Genomic DNA, 16,653 nt, shown 5'->3' on the forward strand with positions numbered 1-16,653 from the left:
TATGAGATTCTTCATCGACACGGCGGAGGTATCGGAGGTTCGAACCGCGGACGAGCTCGGACTTGTCGACGGGGTCACGACCAACCCCTCGCTGGTCGCGTCCAGCGGCCGGGAGTACCGCGACGTGGTCGCGGAGCTCGACGAGTTCGTCGACGGCCCCATCAGCGTCGAGGTCATCGCGACGGAGGCCGAGGAGATGCTGGTCGAGGCCCGCGAGTACGACACGTGGGGCGACGACATCGCGGTGAAGTTCCCGATGACACGCGAGGGGATGACGGCCCTCTCGCAGGCGACCGCAGAGGGGATCGACAGCAACGTGACGCTGGTCTTCTCGGCCAACCAGGCGCTGCTGGCCGCCAAGAACGGCGCGACGTTCGTCTCGCCGTTCCTCGGTCGGTTGGACGACATCGGGAGCGACGGCGTCGAACTGGTCCGCGAGATCCGCGAGATCTACGACGTCCACGGGTTCGACACCGAGATCCTCGCCGCGAGCATCCGGCACCCGAGCCACGTCAAGGCGGTCGCGAAGGTGGGGGCCGACGTGGCGACGCTCCCGCCGTCGGTCCTCGACCAGCTGTTCGACCACCCCAAGACCGACGAGGGGCTGGCGGCGTTCCTCGACGACTGGGGCGACCGGGAGAGCCCCGCCGTCCGCGAACTGCAGGGAGCCGACGACGACTGATCACTCGCTCGACGCCGCGCCGTCGGACCTGCGGTAGACGGCGTACTCCTCGGTGTGGCTCTGGTGTTCGTAGTTTCGCTCGACGTACTCGAAGATGGGTGCCCGCTGTTCGGGCCAGAGCCCGCCCCGTTCGACGTGGCCGTCGTCCGTCCACCGGCGGGGGACGACGACGTACTCGACCTCGTGCCGTTCGAGGTCTGCGGTGATCGACTCGGCGAGCGCGGTGGAGTACGGGTAGCCGACGAACGTCGGCGCGGGCTCGACCGGATCGGAGAAGTAGTAGATCGCGTTGTCGTAGCCGAGCAGGTACGCCTCGCCCTCGATCCGGTCGCCGATCCGCTCGGCGGTCGCCTCCTGTGTCGCCATCGACTCGCCGACCTGTCGCGAGAGCAGGACGGCGTTCGTACCGACGGAGACGAGCAGGACGGCGACCACGACGACGGCGGCGGCCCGTTCGATCTGCCGGCACTCCCGAGCGGAGACGCCTTCGAATAGCCCCCTGAGACCGACGGTCTCGCAGAGCGGGAAGAGTTCGTCGTGGACGCGGGTGAGCGCGACGCCCGCGAGCAGCGTCGCCGGCGGGAAGGCGAACAGCAGTCTGTCGGTGCCGGAGAAGGTCGTCAGTCCGGGGGCGGAGAGCACGAGCAGCCAGAGCACGACGAACGCCGCCGCGGGATCGACGGATCGCTGTCGTCGCAGTCGGCGACCGAGGACCGCGAGCTCGACGGCCACGAGAAGCAACACCGGCAGGTAGCTGAGGACGCCCCTGAGCTGTCCGAGCGGGTCCAGGGGAGTGCCGTAGCCGGTCGCGGGGTAGTAGACGGTGTAGTGGAGGGCGTCGACGAGTGCCCCTCTGACGGCGAGCACGCCCCCGGCCGCCACGAGCGGGAGTCCGAACCCGGTCCCGACGACGAGGTACCGGCGGACGAGACGCCTCCGGCCTCCGGCCGCGTCCCGGGCCCAGTCGAGGAAGAGGTAGACGCCGACGGGGAGGCCGACGAGCAACACGGTCTGATTGAACAGCGCGGCGACCGCGAGACAGGCACCGCCGACGAAGCGGTCCGGGGAGTGGCCGCGCAGCAGGAACAGCGCGCCGACGACCAGACAGAGGTTCGCGTACACCTCCGAGGTGAAGTGGTGACCCTGGAAGTGTGGCAGGTAGACGCTCCCGAGGTAGAGGAGACTCGCGAACGCCCCCGCGCGAAGCGAGTAGAGGCGACGGCCCACACCGATCAGGACGAGCGCACAGGTCGCGTTCACGGCGTAGGTGAGGAGTCGCCCCCACACGTGCGGCTCCCCACCCAGCTGGACGAGGCCGGCGGCCAGCCAGGGCATCCCCGGCGGCTTGTGGTCCGCGAACCCGGCGTACAGTCGGCCCCCCTGTTGCAGCTGTTCGCCCAGGACGAGAAACAGCGCCTCGTCGAGCTGGAGCGGTGTCCCGACGTACACCAGCGGCAGGCCGGCGGCGAGAAACGCGAACGCCGCCGCGTACTCCGCCAGCGCCACCGGAGGCACGTCCACGACTGCTCGGACCCGGTCGAGTCCCGTGAATCGTCCCGTCGACATAGTACACACACCTGAGGTGCATCTGTTAGTTATACAGAGTGTACGTGTCACTACCCGATTCTCTCTCCGACGCGACTGGTAACCGATCCCGGACGTCGGTACGGAACCCGCGACCGGGCGGCGCGAGCGACCGCCTCGTCGGCCGCGACGGCAGACTACGAGAGCCGCGGGTCGACGGGTCGGGGTGCGGTCCGTAGACGGGCTCGGAAGGCTCCCTATACTTACCCCGCGGCACCGGGGAACTATGGGGTATAATGACGGAGCGAATCGGGTTCGTCGGTACGGGTGCGACGCCGGACGACCCCGACGAGGAGGGGTTCGCGATGGCGTACCGGCACGCTCGGGGGTACGAGCGCATCGACGACTGCGAACTGGTCGCCTGTGCGGACATCGTCCGGGAGAACGCCGAACAGTTCGCCGAGACCTTCGACGTGCCACACGTCTACGAGGACTACGAGCGGATGCTCGACGAGGCAGCCCCGGACGTCGTGAGCGTCTGTGTCCCGCCCGACGTCCACGCCGACGTCGTGCTCGGAATCGCCGACCACGGCGGGCCGGACGCGGTCCACTGCGAGAAGCCGATGGCGACCGAGTGGCCCGACTGCCGGCGGATGGGCGAGGCCTGCGAGTCGGCTGACATCCGGCTGACATTCAATCACCAGCGACGGATGGGGCCGGTGTTCCGGGAGGCCAAGCGCCTGCTCGACGACGGCGCGATCGGCGACCTGCGACAGCTGGAGTGGTCGGCGAAGAACCTCTTCGACGCCGGGACCCACATGTTCGACCTCTCGGCGTTCTACACCGACCAGACGCCCGTAGAGTGGGTCCTTGCGGGGATCGAGTACAGCGACGAGAACAGGCAGTTCGGCGTCCACAACGAGAACCAGGCGGTGGCACACTGGCGCTACGAGAGCGGCGTCGACGGGCTCGCCAGGACCGGCTGGGGCAGCGACGGCGTGGGTGCCCGGTTCCGCCTGGTCGGGGCCGACGGGACCGTCGAGGTCGGGGCCGACGACGGCCCGCCGCTCCGCTACCGGAACGACGAGACGAGCGGGTGGTCGACCGTCGACGTCGGGGAGACGGAGTGGGGCAACCGGAAGTTCGTCACCTACCGCGGCTACGTCCGGTGGGGCGTCGAGGCCGGCCTCCGACGGGCGACAGAGTACCTCCCCGTCGGTGACCCGACGGACTACGAGTACCCCACCCACATCGACCGTGCGATCGAGTCGGTCGTGACGGCCGTCCGCGAGGACGCCGAATCGGAGCTCTCCTGGCGCAACGCCATCGAGTCGACCGAAGTGGTGTTCGCGGCCTGGGAGTCCGCCCGTCGCCGTGGTCGCGTCGCGCTCCCGCTGGAGATCGACGACAACCCGCTGGAGGAGATGGTCGCGGACGGTCGACTCGCGGTCGACCCGGAGGGGACGTAGATGGCGGACCGCTCGCCGACCGCCCGACGGGACGACGGGCCGTCGACGAACGGCGTCGGCTCCGACGACGCGGTCCCGACGTTCCGCCACGAGCGGATCGATCCGGACCCGCCGAGCGACCGGCTGTTCTGCTGTCTCACGGAGGACCTGACGGGGAACGGGCTGCCGGACCTCGTCGTCGGCGGGATGGGTGCGGACCCGGTGGAGACGCCGGTCCCGGGGCTGTCGCTGGACCGCCACTCGCTGCCGGGCGCTGCCCTCAGCAAACTGGGGCTGGAGACGGACCTGTTCTGGTACGAGAACCCCGGGTGGGAGCGCCACGCGATGACCGACGCGGCCGCACTCCGGCTGCTGGGCGGGACCTTCGCCGACGTCGAGGGGAACGGCCGACGCGACCTGTTCGTCGGCCAGGGGTACGGCCGGGACGCGATCTACCGGTTCGAGCGTCCCGAGGACCCGCGCGAGGTCTGGCCCCACGAGGTCGTCCGGGCGGACTACTCGAAGTACCACGACCTCGCGTTCGGCGACGTGGACGGGGACGGCGAGCCGGAGCTCGTCGGGCTCTCACAGGAGAGCGACACCGTGTTCTACTACGACGTGCCCGCGGACCCCTCGGAGACGCCGTGGCCCGACGGGACGCGACACGTCGTCGACGAGGGCGTCTCGCTGGAGGGGTTGCGGGTCGTCGACGTGGACGGGGACGGCGACCCGGAACTCGTCGCGGGCACGAACGTCTACCGCCGGCGCGGCCCGGACGACTGGGAGCGCGAACGGGTCGCCGAGGGGTGGGACTGGACCCGGGTGGCCGTCGCGGACCTCGACGGGGACGGCGACCTCGAACTGGTCTTCAGCGAGGGGGACTCGCCCGTGCTCGGGACCCACCCCGGCCGCGTCGCGTGGTTCGATCCCCCCGACTGGGAGTGCCACCTGCTCGACGACGGGCTGTTCAATCCGCACACGCTCGAAGTCGCCGACTTCGACGGCTCGGGCCGGCCCGACGTCTACGTCGCCGAGATGGGACTGGACCAGCACAGCGACCCGTGGCACTTCCTCTACCGGAACGAGGGCGGCGGCGAGTTCAGCCGCCACATCGTCGAACGCGGGGTCCCGACTCACGAGGCGCGAGCGGCAGACCTGACGGGGAACGGTCGGCCGGACGTGATCGGGAAGTCCTACGAGCCCGACCCGCACGTCGACGTCTGGTACAACGAGGGGTGAGTGCCGGCGACGGTGGGCTGGCGTCGCCGCCCGCTCACTCGGTATAGATCTCGACCGTCCGTCTCCCGATCCACGACCAGTCCAGCGGTTCGACCGTCTCGAAGTTGTAGGCACCCATCCCCGAGAGGTCGGCGTCGAGCGCGCTCCGGAGGGACCGCTCGAGGCCGTCGGGATCGGCCGGATCGTACGGGAAGCCGCCCGCCTCGTCAAGCAGTTCGCCGGCACAGCCGGTGTCGGGCGCGACCACGGGGCGTTCGAAGGTCATCCCGAGGATCAGGCTCCCGGAGGTCAGAACGTCGTTGAACGGCAGCACGACCACGTCTGCGGCCCGCATATAGGTCTGGATCTCCTCGTCCGGGACGAACTCGAGGACGGTCCGGATCCGGTCGTCGCCGGCGGCCAGCGAGGAGACCGTCGCCTCGATCTCGTCGTCGAAGGGGTTCCCCACGACGAGCAGTTCGGCGTCCGGGTCGTCGATCCGCTTGAACGTCTCGATCAGGCCGTCGACGTTCTTGTACCACCGGATGTGGCCGAAGTAGAGCAGCGTCCGGGTCTCGTCGTCGACCCCGAGCCGCCGCCTCGCCTCGTCGTCGTCGATCTCGTCGGGGTAGCGCGGCAGGTAGTTCCCGTGCGGGACGGTCCGTATCTTCGCCCTGATCTCCGGCGGGAGCCGGTACTCGTCAACGATGATGTCCGCGGCCGTGTCACAGTGGACGATGAGTCGGTCGACCAGCCGGGCGGTGAGGTGCCTGAAACCCCGTTCCACCCGGGGGTGCTTGGCCTCGTGCCTGTAGAGGTTGTGGACGGTCCAGACCAGCCGCACGCCGAGCGCCTTCGCGACGAGGAGTTCGACGAGCAGTCTCGCCCCGAAGAGGAGGGGAACGAGGACGGTGTCGTACCGCGTCCGCGAGACGAACTGACCGAGGAAGTGGAGGTGGACCACGTCGGGCACTCCCTCGTGGTAGATCCCCGAGAGGATACGGAAGAATCCCTCCCGGGTCTCGACGGACACGCCCCGAGATTCGAGTTCGGCGACGAGTTCGTCGCTGTAACTCCCGGGGAGCGGGACCATCAACACGTCCAGGTCTGCATCGATCTCGCCGCCGTCGACGCCTCGGGTGCGATGCCGGCCGCTGGCCGTGTCCATTCTGCCCGGTGGTAGTCGGTGACGGGTATTAAATAGACCTCGTATACCGGGAGTAGGGGTCCTCTTCGGACGCGAGCCGGTCCTACTGCTGTCGCAGGATGTCGACGAGTTCGTTCGCCCGGTCGCGGAACGTGTGGTCCGCGAGGACGCGCTCGCGGGCCTTCCGACCGGTCGCCTCACGTAGCTCGTCGTCGTCCAGCAGCCACTCGTAGAGGTCCATCGCCTCCTCGGCCGTCTCCGCGACGTACATCTCCTCGCCGATGTCGAACCACTCGCCGAGTCCGTCGTAGGGGTCCGAGACGACACAACACCCCATCGCGGCGAGCTCGAACGGTCGGGAGGTGGAGGACTTGTACACCGTCCGGTGGCCCTCGCGGGTGATGTTGAGGTTGATCCGGGCGCTGTTGCAGAACCGCCGGAAGCCGTTGACGGGGATCCACCCGGCCCGCTCGACGTCCCCGAGATCGATCTCGTAGCCGCGGCCGCCGACGACGAAGTCGGCGTCCAGCTGCCGGGCGGGCTTCGTGATCATGTTCCGGGTCCGTTCCTCGCGGAAGGCCGCGCCGCTCCCGAAGAACGACACGTCGTACTCGTAGGGCACGTCGACGGGTGCGTAGACCCCGGGGTCGACGCCGTAGTGGACGGAGTGGACCGCCCGCGCCCCCATCGACCGGAGCCGGTCGTGGACGCCCTCGGAGTTGGTGACGAACGCGTCGTACTCCGTCAGGTCCGCGCCGTCGTAGTAGTTGAACCGGAACCCGCGCTCCTCGACGTGTTCCGGGAGGATCGTCGGCATGTCGCCGTCGTAGTAGACCACCGGGACGTCGTAGCGGTCCCGGAGTCGACTCGGGAGCCCGCCGATCTGGTTCAGGGGGACGTTGAAGAAGAGGACCACGTCCGGACGCTCCTCCTCGACGACCTCGTCGAGGTGGGACTGCCACCGGCGCTTGGTCCAGCCGTTGGTCAGCGTCTGGACCAGTCCCTCGGTGCCCGCGTCCGACCCGGCCGAGAGGTCCAGCCGGTCGGCGACGGCCTTGTACAGCCGGCTCTCCCAGTAGCAGGGGTTCTCGCGGGTCCGCCACCACGGCGACTCCACGTCGTCGCCGAGGTACGGCGTCACGATCACCTCGTTCCCGCACTCGTGGAGGGCCTTGTGCAGCTGCCACCAGGCCGGCGTACAGCCGACGTTCTCCCCGAGATCGATCGTCGAGACGACACTCAGAATGCGAAGTGGATCGTTCCGGTCGGTCGCGTCGAGCGACGCCGCATCGGGTCGGTCCATCGCTTGCCTCGTCCCATCCCTGTCGGACTGATCTTCCGCGCTTGCCATCACGCGGATTACGCCGACCTTCACATATTGTTTCACAGCCCGTACCGACAGCGGACGTCGCTCCGGGCCGATTCGGGTGGGGGAGACGCGGGCGTCCCGATACGGGTGACAGCCGTCCGCCTCGCCCGGGTCGCTACCGCTGGTCCACGGCGTGAGCGGGTAGGAGTATCATAACGATAGGGGGTGGCCCGATACTCCGGGACGAATCGGTGTGGGGGCCCCGAAACTATGAGACAGCGACTACGCGACCTCGTCGAACGGGCGACGCCGAGTGGTGGGACCGGCGAACGGGCGATAAAGAGCTCCGTTTGGTTGGTCACGCAGAACCTGCTGGATCGGGGCCTGCAGCTCGTGACGCTCGTCGTCATCGGCCGCATCGTCGGCCCGGAGGCGATCGGGCTGGTCGGCATCGCCCTGCTGGCGCTGGCGGCGATGGACGAGTTCACGAGCATCGGGCTGCGGGACGCGCTCGTCCAGCGCGAGGCCGACGACGTCGACGAGTTCCTCAGTACGACGTGGTTGCTGGAGACCACGCGGGGGCTGGGGATCGCGCTGGTCGTGTTCCTCGCCGCCCCGCTGGTCGCGACGGTCTTCGCGGAACCGCGGGCGACCGACATCGTCCGCGTCATCGGCCTGTCGCCGCTCGCACTCGGGCTGAAAAACCCCGGCGTGATCTACTTCCAGAAGAACCTGGACTACCACAAACAGTTCGTCTACCAGACGAGCGGGTCGATCGTCCAGTTCGTCGTCGCCGTGAGCTACGTCCTGCTGGTGCCGACGGTCTGGTCGTACGTCGTCGGCTACGTCGCCGGGAACGTGGCACGGCTCGTCGTCTCGTACGCGATCCACGGGTTCCGACCGTCGCTCCAGTTCGACCGCGAGGCCGCGAAGGACATGATCGGCTACGGGAAGTGGATCACGGGCTCCTCTATCGTCTACTTCATCTACAGCCAGGGCGACGACGCGTTCGTGGGGTGGCTGCTCGGCCCGGCGGCGCTGGCGCTGTACCAGTACGCCTACCGCTTCTCGAACGCGCCGGCGACGGAGTTCACCCAGGTCGTCGGCAAGGTGATGTTCCCCACCTACTCGAAGTTCCAGAACGACCTCCCCCGGGTCCGGTCGGCGTTCATGCGGTCGTTCCGCTTCAGCGGCCTGTTGTCGGTGCCGATGGCGTTCGGCATCGTCGTCGTCGCTCCGAGCTTCGTCCGCACGTTCCTCGGACCGACGTGGGTCGAGATGATCCCGGCGATGCAGGTGCTGGCAGTCTACGGGATGTTGCGGGCGCTCGGGCGGAATTTCGGCCCGCTCTGGAAGGCGCTGGGTCGGCCGGACCTGACGACGAAGATCGGCGTCCTCCGGATCGTGCTGGTGGGGCTGCTCGTCTACCCCGTGACCGAGCGGTTCGGTATCACGGGGATCGCGCTGCTCATCACCGCGCTGTACGTGTTCCCGATCTTCCCGATCGACATCTACCTCATCGGGTCGATGCTCGACACGCGGATGACGGACATCTACGCCGAGCTGCTGTACCCGCTGGTCGCCGGAGCGCTGATGGCCGGAGCGACGTGGTGGGTCCGTGAGACGATCGCCGCGTCCCCGCCGGTCGAGTTCGTCGGGGTCGTCCTGACCGGCGTCGTCACCTACCCGCTCGCGGTGTTGCTCGTCGAGGAACTGTCCAACTGGGGCATCCGACAGGACATCACGATGTTCCTCGACGGGGTTCGCTCGTGACCGGGACGGTCCCATAGCGTTTGTACCCACCGAACACCGCGTATAACGAAGGTATCGTGGTGGTATGCTGCGGGTATGCGACGCCGCTATCCGCCGAGAGCGCCGAATCGGCGCGGTTGGACCGGACGACGTGGGGCCGACGGAACCACGGAGTCGGCGCGGTAAGATGGACGGACCGGACCTCGACAGACGTGTCTACCTCGCCGGGCTCGCCGCCACGGCCGGGATGGCAGGCTGCTCCGGACTGTTCTCCGACGGGGACGAGTCGCAGACGGCGACCCCCGATCGGGGGGATTCGGACACCGCTGGTGGCGGGAGTCGGACGCCGTTTGCCACGCCGAGCGGCCGGCGACAGCACCGTCCGACGGCCGGCGATCAGGTGCTGGCGTCTCGGGACGGCCACGTCGTCGTCGTGGGCCGCGGGCTCGACGGCCACGTCGCCATCGACCCGACCGAGACCGACACGCCCGTCGGGGACGCCTTCCGGCTGCTCGACGAGGCCGGGGGCGCACGCGGGTTCGGGACCGTCCTGCTCCCGCCGACGACCGTCGTCGAGCGAGCGCCGCTGCGCCCGTCACAGCACGCCCGGCTGCTCGGGTGGGGCATCAACACCACCACGCTGGCGTTCGCCGACACGACGCGGGACGGCATCCGAGTCGAGACCCTGCGGGACGGGAAGTTCGTCACGCTCGACGGGTTCACGCTCTCGGGGTCCGCGAGCGGCGACGCGCGGGAGTCCGGCTCGGCGATCCACTTCGACAACGACACCGCCAATCCCAAGCACTTCGACATCGGGTCGCTCGCGTTCCGAGAGTGGGTCGATCCCGTCCTCGACCTGGAGAACGGAGCCCCCTTCGGATCGGTGTGGTACCACCTCGACTTCGGGTTCGGGCAGAACGACGGGCGAGAGCTGGCGATCGGGCGCAACGAGGGGTTTCTCGGGTCACGGGTCCTGTACGTCAGCGCCGGTAACCGGACGGGGGACCCGGTGATCACCACCGACTACTCGGGGGCGCGGTTCGACGTCGGGTTCCTCAACGTCGGCGGATCGGCGGGTCCCGCACTCGAGTTGCGGACCACCTGGAACGGACACGTCAGCGTCGGCGGGATCAACTACGAGCCGGGGACCGAACGCTCCGGGTCCGCCGTCTTCCTCGACGGACCGGCGGGCGTCCGCATCGAACACGTCCGGAACACCGACGCGACACTGGACTCGGTGATCCGCTTCGACCGGAAGAACGCCAACAACGTGATCGGCCGGGTCGACAACGCCGGCACCCTCCGACGCGGGAAGATCGAGATCACGGCCCAGCCCGCCGGCTCCTCGTTCTACTTCGGGTCCTCGTCGGAGTTCGTGACGGAGTTCGACAGCCTTGCGGAGCCGATCTGGGCGTTCGGCGATATGGCGTCGGCGGACGGTCGCCGCGTCGCCGAGGCACCGGCCCAACCCCGGACCTACGGCGATCCGGACCCCTCCGACCTGACGATCGGTGAGGTCGGGATCGCCGAGTCCGACGGCGGTGCTCCGTCCCTCGTCTACCGGGACCGGGAGGGGTCGCTCCACCACTGGCGCGCGGAGTGAGCGACCGGGAAATGGGGTGCATAACTACGAGGGACAGCACGGTAACTCGGCCCATGCCAACGGTCGCGTTCGTGGGGAGTCGTCCCCACGGGAGGCGGTGTTTCGAACTGCTCGCGGACCACCCGGACTTCGACGTGCGCACCGTCGTCGCCCCGCCGCCGGAGCAACCGACCTGGTGGGAGGGGTCGCTGTTCGAGCGCGCGACGACGCTCGGGTACGATCCGGTCGAGTTCGAGGGAATGGAAGCCGTTCTCGAGACCGACGTCGACTATCTGCTCGCCGTCGGCCGTCGGCCGGAACTGGACCCGGCGCTGCTCGACCACCCCGCCGTCGCACCGCTGGGGATCCGGCTGTCCGAGCTCCCCCGGTACCGCGGCCACCACCCGATCAGGCACGCGATCCTCAACGCCCGGGAGGACGACTACTGGCGGTACGGCGCGACCCTGCACCTGTTGACCCCGACGATCGAGACGGGCGACGTCGTCGCCCGCCAGTTCGTCCCGATCGAGGAGACGGACACGGGTCGTCGGCTGTACGAGCGGGTCGTCGACGCCGCCGTCGCGATGTTCCGGGAACACCTCCCCACGCTGCGCGACGGCGACGTCCACCGACTCGCGACGCCACAGTCCGCCTACGGCGGACCGCGGTACGACACCGACCGCGACGGGCTCGACTCCGAGCGGGCGATCGACCCCGGCTCGCTCGCCGACGCCGACGAGCGGACCCGACTCGCGGTGTACGACCGAGTCCGGGCGTTCGACTTCCCGCCGTTCCCGCCCGCGTACACCACTCTCTCCGGGCGGCGGGTCCAGCTGACCGTCGCCTCGTACGCGGAGCTGGTCGGTGAGTTGCCCGTCGACGAGTCGACCGGATCGGTGCCGTCCCGGGTCGTCGAGCGCTGATCCCGCGACGTGCGTGACCGCACCGAACTGGCGACCAGCAGCGTCAAAAAGTATATGTATCTGGTACGTAAGATGAGTTTCGTATGGAGATATGTCACGGCGGTGGGGAGCCGGACGCGTCGGCTGACTCCTCGGAGTCGGTCAGTACGATCGTGGCACGAGAGCTCGCTGCGACGATGGGGCGACGACCGACGGCGACGACGCCGCTCGCGGAGTCGGTCGACCCGGACGCGATGGACGAGCTGTTCGCGGCAAGCGACACCGAGCTGGAGATCGCGTTCGAACACGACGGCTACCTCGTACGCGTCTCCGAGGATCGGGTGTCGGTCAGCCCCACCGAATAGGCCGGAAAGCTCGACTTTCGTCGGACTAACCCCAGGATTACGAAGTCGCTGGAGTATCGAGTGGGCGGTATGAGCGGGCACCTCACCTCCGACGAGTGGCGTCGCATCACCGAGTTCGCGGAGACGCCGAAGCACCGCCGACAACCCGAGCAGTTGCTCCCCGAGCGGGCCGTCGAGCGCGAGGACGGGCCGGAGTGAACTACAGCATATTCTCGGCCTCGATCGTCTCCCAGACGTCCTTTCCCTCGTCCGTCACGCCGTAAACACGGCCCTTCCGTCGATCTTCGGAGACGAGCAGCGTGACCAGATCCGAGTCGCGGAGTTCCTGCAACGCCCGCGAGACGTGTGCGATGCTGAGATCCGTCTCGTCGGCGATGAGCGACGGCGTCGCGGGTCCCTCGGCCAACCGGCGAAGCGTGGCGATGCGATAGCGGGAGCTGATGACGTAGCTGATCTCGTCCCACTGGTCGGGGTCGCTCATCCGCACACCCCGTTCGGATAGTCGGCGGCCAGCGGCGGCCGCGGACCGGTCGGGTCCCGGAGCGGCCGGCGATAGCCGGGACGGCCGCGTGACCGTCTCGGTCGTGCTCTCGGGTGCGGACGGACGAGTCCGGGCGGTACAGAGGATCGGTGTCGTCGTGGATGGGTTCGTTCGATCATCTCAGTTCCGGTGGTGGCGTCTGCAGACTGTCGCGTTCGGCTGATCGTCGAGGTGCCACTAGTCGTGCGGTGACGGGTCACGTCCCCTTTGTTACGACTTACATATCACCCGTTGTGCCGCGACCGACGGGACGAGCGCGGGTCGTGGCGGCGTCGACCGCTCCGTCTCGCCGAGGCGTCGCGCCGCGACACTCGTGTCCCCTCTTCGTCGGGTGCCCGGCCGGTGTCGGCCGGGTCCGCGGTCACGAGCGACAGCTCGCGCGAAATTCGTCCCGTTCGGCGTAAGCATCCCATTCGGAGACATAATCAGAACCAGACATATCGGATCGATAATGTAACAAAGTATTAAGTGTGAATCGCGTTACCTCTTTGACACACGCTCGGGGCGAAGGCGGATCAGATCGCGCCGACAGCGAAAGGGGGTGTGGCGCGCACCAAGCGCTGTCGGAACGTGGCCGTCCTCCGCGCCTCGGGTACGGAGAAACCATGAGTGCTCAGGACCAATCAGTCACCGGCACCAGTATCGCCGACTCCGCCCAGTCCGAGAGTGGGGCTGGCCCGCCATCCGAGGCGGCGGGGTCGAGAGGGACCGAGGCGGAGGCCGAACGGCCGTCGCTCTCCCTCGATCTCGTCTTCGAGATTCTCAAGAACAGTCGCCGACGGGAGGTGTTGAAGTACCTCCGCGACAAGCCGCGGGGCGAGCGCGTGGCGCTGGGGGAACTGGCCGAGCACGTGGCCGCGATCGAGAACGACACGACCACGGAGGCGCTGACGTCAAGTCAGCGAAAGCGGGTCTACGTCGGGCTCTACCAGTGTCACCTGCCGAAGATGGACGATATGGGGGTCGTCGACTTCAATCAGGACCGCGGACGCGTCGAGATCGCCCCCGCGGCCGATGAGGTGATGGCGTACCTCGACACGCCGGAGGAGGGTGACACCGTCCGGTGGTACCGTTACTACGGTGCAGTCACGCTGATCGGGGTCGCGGTGCTCTCGTTCGCGGCCGTGACGGGACTCAGCGGCACCCTCCTGCTGGGGATGCTGTCGCTCGTCGTCGCCACGGTCGGGTTCTGTGCCGGCTGCCACTGGCTGGTCGACGCGCGGGACCAGGACTGACTGCCCGCCCGACGGTCACCGGCGACGCGAGTTCCGCGAGGGGGCCGCCCTTGACCGTCGAGAGGTGTTTACGAACCGTGTGGATCTCCTCGATCGAGACACCGCCAGCAACGCTCCCGCCGTCGCCCGGAGGTCCGCGACGGTGAGTTCGCCGGCCGGCGCGACCAGCAGCGCGCTGGCACCCCCGGTGACGACGAGCAGCGTCGACTCGTCGGCGGCCTTGCCGTCCCCACGACGACCACGTCCTCGTACGCCCTCAGATCGTCTGTCCGGTCCCCGATGCGCAGGGTCGTCCCCGACCGGGTCACGCCCTCTCTCGTCGTCCGCTCGGGAGCGGCGGCCGCGATGGCCGCCTGGACGCCTGGACGCAGTCCAGCGCCACCTCGTGGTGGGGCGTTCGTGACAGCTCGCTCCGGTTCTCCGTACACGCTGTTGCCGACGCTCGGTGAGAACACTCCCGTAGCCACGAGTGGGCGTCCGCCCCTGGCCGGATTGGATCACTCGGGGGTGTGGTTTGTGCTCAGGTCGGCCGGGGCGGCACACCGCGTGTCGCGCCAGCAGCCGGGGGACGCCCCGCTCCCGTCACGACGATACAACGTCGACGGCCCACCGTGAATACAATAGACAGATTACCGGCGCGCCGGACTCGGTAAGCTGACGACTGAGACCGATAGGGCGTCTCTGTACGCCCTAACCGGAGGTTATCGGCCGAGCGCCGTCGCCGCTTTCGCCGGGGTACCCTCGTCGCTCCCCCATCTATACGACCGTCGCGGTGGAACGGGAATGTATGCCAGCGACAGACCGCGTCGCGGTCCTCGGGGGAACGTTCACACCGCTGCACGACGGCCACATGGCGTTGCTACACAGCGCGTTCCAGACGGCCAGTCACGACGGCGACGGCGAGGGACACGTCGTCGTGGGGCTGACCTCGACGGACCTGGCGGGCGAGACACGGAGCGATCCCGAGCACGCGAGGCTACTCGGTCCGTACGAGGAGCGACGAGCGGCGCTCGAAGACGCGCTCGCGACCGTCGGGCGGGCCTACACCGCGTCCCACGAGATCGTCGAGCTGGCCGACACGCACGGGCCGGCAGTCACCCGCGAGGGTGCCGACGTGCTGGTCGTCGCCCCGGAGGGAAAGGCCCACCGCCGCGCACACGACATCAACGACGAGCGACTGGACCGGGGCCACCCGCCGCTGGAGATCTACACCTCGCCGTTCGTCGTGGCCGAGGACGGTCACCGGATCAGCAGCACGCGCATCCGCAACGGGGAGATCGACCGACACGGCCGTCTCCTGGACGACTGAGGCCACGCTCAGTCCAGAACGAGATCGTCGCCGGGCCCGTCGAGGGCCTCGCCTAAACCGTCCTCGCGGACCATCGCGGAGACGTACTCCGGCACGTCGTCGTCTGACTCCGCGACGCCGTGGCCGGCCGTCTCCTCGGCCGCCTGCTCCTCGACGAACTCCGTGGTCCCGGTGACGGTGACGAACAGGTCCCGTAGCTGTGCCTGTCGGTCCGGACCGTCGCTCGGAGCCTTGCCACTCACGGCCCGCTCCCGTCGCCGCGCGGTGGTCGAACACGTAGCATAGTCGTACGGACTGACGAGGCGCTATTCAGTATACGGTGCGATAGCGCTCATACGAACTCCCTACCGCGAGCTCGCGAGTGACGGCGCTGGCCCGTGAATCGACGCGGTCCCCGACGACCGCCGGGACCGTCAGGCGGGGCCGCGCTCGCGGTCGTCGAGGACCGCGTCTTCGAGACGCGTGACCGTCGTCAGGACCGGGTAGGTCCAGGGCTGCTCGTCGAAGAGGTGCGCGTAGAAGTCGTGGCTGTCGACACGGGACGCCGACTGGAGGTGGCGCTGTCGTCGGGCCGAGATCTCGTCGAGGTCGGCGCGGAACGTGTCGACGTACCAGTTCGGGACGGTCGTCCCGTCCAGACACTCCACCACCTCCGTCAGGTCGTCCCGACAGGTCCGGAGCGACTCGTGTTCGCGCTCGACGAACGAGTGGAGGGAGCCGCGCTGGTCGATACACTGCTCGACGCTCGCCGTCAGGAGCTCCTTCACCCTCGGCGTGAACCGGACGCCGCTGTCCGGCTGCATCGCGCGTGCCAGTTCGGGGCCCAGTTCCGCGCTCGCGTTCTGGACGAGCGGCTCGTCGTACAGCTCCTCGTAGTGATCGACCGACATCGCGGTCTCCCGGTACGCGGCTCGGACTCTCGTCCAGCGGGGGTCGTCGGCGGAGGGGGACGCACACATCTGATCGGATGTCGCGGGAACGGAGTCCGTCGGCTCGATGTCCGCGATCCGGTCGGCAAGGGCCTCGAACGCGGCCAGCTCGGCCGCGATCTCGTCGCGCTCGGACGCGACGAGGCCCGCTGCCGTCCGCACCGGACCGAGGACGTACTCCCGGAGGGAGTGGAGGAACGCCCCGGACTCCGTCGTGGCAGTTGCCATACTCGTATGGTACGTCTTCACTATAATAAGTCTTTTACATACCGGGGTACGGTCGTCGGTATCTCGCCCACGTTTATATGCTAACCGACGGTTCAGCGGCGCTATCGGCGGACTTGGACGACGACCGGGTTCGCCGCCGGCGTGTACCGACAGCGATCCCGTCGCCGCCAACCGGACCCTGGTCGCCGACATCCATTTGCCGCCCGACCGGCTACGGCGGGTGTGGCCGACGCTGCCGAGCGCGTCGTACTGACCGTCGCGGCCGACTCGCCCGTACGGACGGCGCTCGACCGCCCGAGCTATCGCCAGTACCTCCGCCGGTCCCGGGACGGTCCCGTCCGTCCGGGCGAGACGTGGGCCGAGACCGCCCCGCGTGGCTGCGGGACCACGGAGCCGATCTCGCTTCGCGTCGCCGCCGTCGAGGGTGGGACCGTCCTCGGTCCGGAGACGGCGATCGAGTTCGAGTACGCGAGCGAGTGAGC

General features: G+C 68.6%; 17 protein-coding genes and 1 pseudogene. 11 read left to right on the forward strand and 7 right to left on the reverse strand.

Going from position 1 to position 16,653, the window contains the following annotated elements:
• Position 1 precedes the first annotated feature (1 nt).
• On the forward strand, positions 2-682 hold the full coding sequence (gene fsa / locus P0592_RS15220; protein WP_276271759.1) for a fructose-6-phosphate aldolase: 681 nt from the start codon (positions 2-4) through the stop codon (positions 680-682).
• Here fsa and P0592_RS15225 read toward each other — a convergent pair whose 3' ends face one another.
• Positions 683-2,248: an ArnT family glycosyltransferase gene (locus P0592_RS15225; protein ID WP_276271760.1), complete on the reverse strand. Its 1,566-nt coding sequence runs from the start codon at positions 2,246-2,248 to the stop codon at positions 683-685.
• Between the two features lie 254 nt (positions 2,249-2,502).
• Between P0592_RS15225 and P0592_RS15230 the strand changes: the two genes are divergently transcribed.
• Both P0592_RS15230 and P0592_RS15235 read left to right on the forward strand, forming a co-directional pair.
• A complete protein-coding gene (locus tag P0592_RS15230) occupies positions 2,503-3,675 on the forward strand; it encodes a Gfo/Idh/MocA family protein (protein WP_276271761.1) in 1,173 nt (390 codons plus the stop codon).
• Positions 3,676-4,893 carry an FG-GAP repeat domain-containing protein gene (locus tag P0592_RS15235; protein WP_276271762.1) on the forward strand — a complete coding sequence of 406 codons (1,218 nt, stop codon included), beginning with the start codon at positions 3,676-3,678 and terminating at the stop codon, positions 4,891-4,893.
• A 34-nt stretch (positions 4,894-4,927) separates the two neighbouring features.
• On the opposite strand, the gene P0592_RS15240 is transcribed toward P0592_RS15235, so the two are convergent.
• Positions 4,928-6,040, reverse strand: a complete 1,113-nt coding sequence (locus tag P0592_RS15240) for a glycosyltransferase (protein ID WP_276271763.1) — start codon at positions 6,038-6,040, stop codon at positions 4,928-4,930.
• Between the two features lie 82 nt (positions 6,041-6,122).
• On the reverse strand, positions 6,123-7,322 hold the full coding sequence (locus tag P0592_RS15245; RefSeq protein ID WP_276271764.1) for a CgeB family protein: 1,200 nt from the start codon (positions 7,320-7,322) through the stop codon (positions 6,123-6,125).
• A gap of 276 nt (positions 7,323-7,598) precedes the next feature.
• Between P0592_RS15245 and P0592_RS15250 the strand changes: the two genes are divergently transcribed.
• The 5 genes from P0592_RS15250 (at position 7,599) to P0592_RS15270 (ending at position 12,127) form a co-directional block, all read left to right on the forward strand.
• A complete protein-coding gene (locus tag P0592_RS15250; RefSeq protein WP_276271765.1) occupies positions 7,599-9,101 on the forward strand; it encodes a lipopolysaccharide biosynthesis protein in 1,503 nt (500 codons plus the stop codon).
• 166 nt (positions 9,102-9,267) lie between these two features.
• Entirely contained in the window at positions 9,268-10,683 is a 1,416-nt protein-coding gene (locus tag P0592_RS15255) for a hypothetical protein (protein WP_276271766.1), read from the forward strand.
• 53 nt (positions 10,684-10,736) lie between these two features.
• The gene (locus P0592_RS15260; RefSeq protein WP_276271767.1) at positions 10,737-11,585 is read left to right on the forward strand and encodes a formyltransferase family protein; all 849 of its coding nucleotides are present in this window, start codon (positions 10,737-10,739) and stop codon (positions 11,583-11,585) included.
• Between the two features lie 83 nt (positions 11,586-11,668).
• Positions 11,669-11,929, forward strand: a complete 261-nt coding sequence (locus P0592_RS15265) for a HalOD1 output domain-containing protein (protein ID WP_276271768.1) — start codon at positions 11,669-11,671, stop codon at positions 11,927-11,929.
• A gap of 69 nt (positions 11,930-11,998) precedes the next feature.
• Positions 11,999-12,127: a hypothetical protein gene (locus P0592_RS15270; RefSeq protein ID WP_276271769.1), complete on the forward strand. Its 129-nt coding sequence runs from the start codon at positions 11,999-12,001 to the stop codon at positions 12,125-12,127.
• Between the two features lies 1 nt (position 12,128).
• Here P0592_RS15270 and P0592_RS15275 read toward each other — a convergent pair whose 3' ends face one another.
• Positions 12,129-12,410, reverse strand: coding sequence for an ArsR/SmtB family transcription factor (locus P0592_RS15275; RefSeq protein ID WP_276271770.1), 282 nt, complete (start codon positions 12,408-12,410; stop codon positions 12,129-12,131).
• A 665-nt stretch (positions 12,411-13,075) separates the two neighbouring features.
• Between P0592_RS15275 and P0592_RS15280 the strand changes: the two genes are divergently transcribed.
• Positions 13,076-13,705, forward strand: coding sequence for a DUF7344 domain-containing protein (locus P0592_RS15280; protein WP_276271771.1), 630 nt, complete (start codon positions 13,076-13,078; stop codon positions 13,703-13,705).
• Here P0592_RS15280 and P0592_RS20250 read toward each other — a convergent pair.
• Positions 13,605-14,248, reverse strand: a pseudogene (locus tag P0592_RS20250) (DUF4147 domain-containing protein). The gene P0592_RS15280 and the pseudogene P0592_RS20250 overlap by 101 nt on opposite strands.
• 244 nt (positions 14,249-14,492) lie before the next feature.
• On the opposite strand from P0592_RS20250, the gene P0592_RS15290 reads away from it, so the two are divergent.
• Positions 14,493-15,014, forward strand: a complete 522-nt coding sequence (locus P0592_RS15290) for a phosphopantetheine adenylyltransferase (RefSeq protein WP_276271772.1) — start codon at positions 14,493-14,495, stop codon at positions 15,012-15,014.
• 8 nt (positions 15,015-15,022) lie between these two features.
• On the opposite strand, the gene P0592_RS15295 is transcribed toward P0592_RS15290, so the two are convergent.
• Positions 15,023-15,256 carry a hypothetical protein gene (locus tag P0592_RS15295; RefSeq protein ID WP_276271773.1) on the reverse strand — a complete coding sequence of 78 codons (234 nt, stop codon included), beginning with the start codon at positions 15,254-15,256 and terminating at the stop codon, positions 15,023-15,025.
• A gap of 171 nt (positions 15,257-15,427) precedes the next feature.
• Entirely contained in the window at positions 15,428-16,171 is a 744-nt protein-coding gene (locus P0592_RS15300) for a DUF7260 family protein (RefSeq protein ID WP_276271774.1), read from the reverse strand.
• A 222-nt stretch (positions 16,172-16,393) separates the two neighbouring features.
• On the opposite strand from P0592_RS15300, the gene P0592_RS15305 reads away from it, so the two are divergent.
• The gene (locus P0592_RS15305; RefSeq protein ID WP_276271775.1) at positions 16,394-16,651 is read left to right on the forward strand and encodes a DUF7968 family protein; all 258 of its coding nucleotides are present in this window, start codon (positions 16,394-16,396) and stop codon (positions 16,649-16,651) included.
• The last annotated feature ends 2 nt before the right edge of the window (positions 16,652-16,653 follow it).

Source organism: Haloarcula litorea (genome assembly GCF_029338195.1).
GTDB classification, from domain to species: Archaea; Halobacteriota; Halobacteria; order Halobacteriales; family Haloarculaceae; genus Haloarcula; species Haloarcula litorea.

Excerpts from the sequence above, each read along its gene's own strand:
- fsa (WP_276271759.1), top strand. The coding sequence starts at position 2 with ATGAGATTCTTCATCGACACGGCGGAGGTATCGGAGGTTCGAACCGCG.
- P0592_RS15225 (WP_276271760.1), bottom strand. The coding sequence starts at position 2,248 with ATGTCGACGGGACGATTCACGGGACTCGACCGGGTCCGAGCAGTCGTG.
- P0592_RS15230 (WP_276271761.1), top strand. The coding sequence starts at position 2,503 with ATGACGGAGCGAATCGGGTTCGTCGGTACGGGTGCGACGCCGGACGAC.
- P0592_RS15235 (WP_276271762.1), top strand. The coding sequence starts at position 3,676 with ATGGCGGACCGCTCGCCGACCGCCCGACGGGACGACGGGCCGTCGACG.
- P0592_RS15240 (WP_276271763.1), bottom strand. The coding sequence starts at position 6,040 with ATGGACACGGCCAGCGGCCGGCATCGCACCCGAGGCGTCGACGGCGGC.
- P0592_RS15245 (WP_276271764.1), bottom strand. The coding sequence starts at position 7,322 with ATGGACCGACCCGATGCGGCGTCGCTCGACGCGACCGACCGGAACGAT.
- P0592_RS15250 (WP_276271765.1), top strand. The coding sequence starts at position 7,599 with ATGAGACAGCGACTACGCGACCTCGTCGAACGGGCGACGCCGAGTGGT.
- P0592_RS15255 (WP_276271766.1), top strand. The coding sequence starts at position 9,268 with ATGGACGGACCGGACCTCGACAGACGTGTCTACCTCGCCGGGCTCGCC.
- P0592_RS15260 (WP_276271767.1), top strand. The coding sequence starts at position 10,737 with ATGCCAACGGTCGCGTTCGTGGGGAGTCGTCCCCACGGGAGGCGGTGT.
- P0592_RS15265 (WP_276271768.1), top strand. The coding sequence starts at position 11,669 with ATGGAGATATGTCACGGCGGTGGGGAGCCGGACGCGTCGGCTGACTCC.
- P0592_RS15270 (WP_276271769.1), top strand. The coding sequence starts at position 11,999 with ATGAGCGGGCACCTCACCTCCGACGAGTGGCGTCGCATCACCGAGTTC.
- P0592_RS15275 (WP_276271770.1), bottom strand. The coding sequence starts at position 12,410 with ATGAGCGACCCCGACCAGTGGGACGAGATCAGCTACGTCATCAGCTCC.
- P0592_RS15280 (WP_276271771.1), top strand. The coding sequence starts at position 13,076 with ATGAGTGCTCAGGACCAATCAGTCACCGGCACCAGTATCGCCGACTCC.
- P0592_RS15290 (WP_276271772.1), top strand. The coding sequence starts at position 14,493 with ATGCCAGCGACAGACCGCGTCGCGGTCCTCGGGGGAACGTTCACACCG.
- P0592_RS15300 (WP_276271774.1), bottom strand. The coding sequence starts at position 16,171 with ATGGCAACTGCCACGACGGAGTCCGGGGCGTTCCTCCACTCCCTCCGG.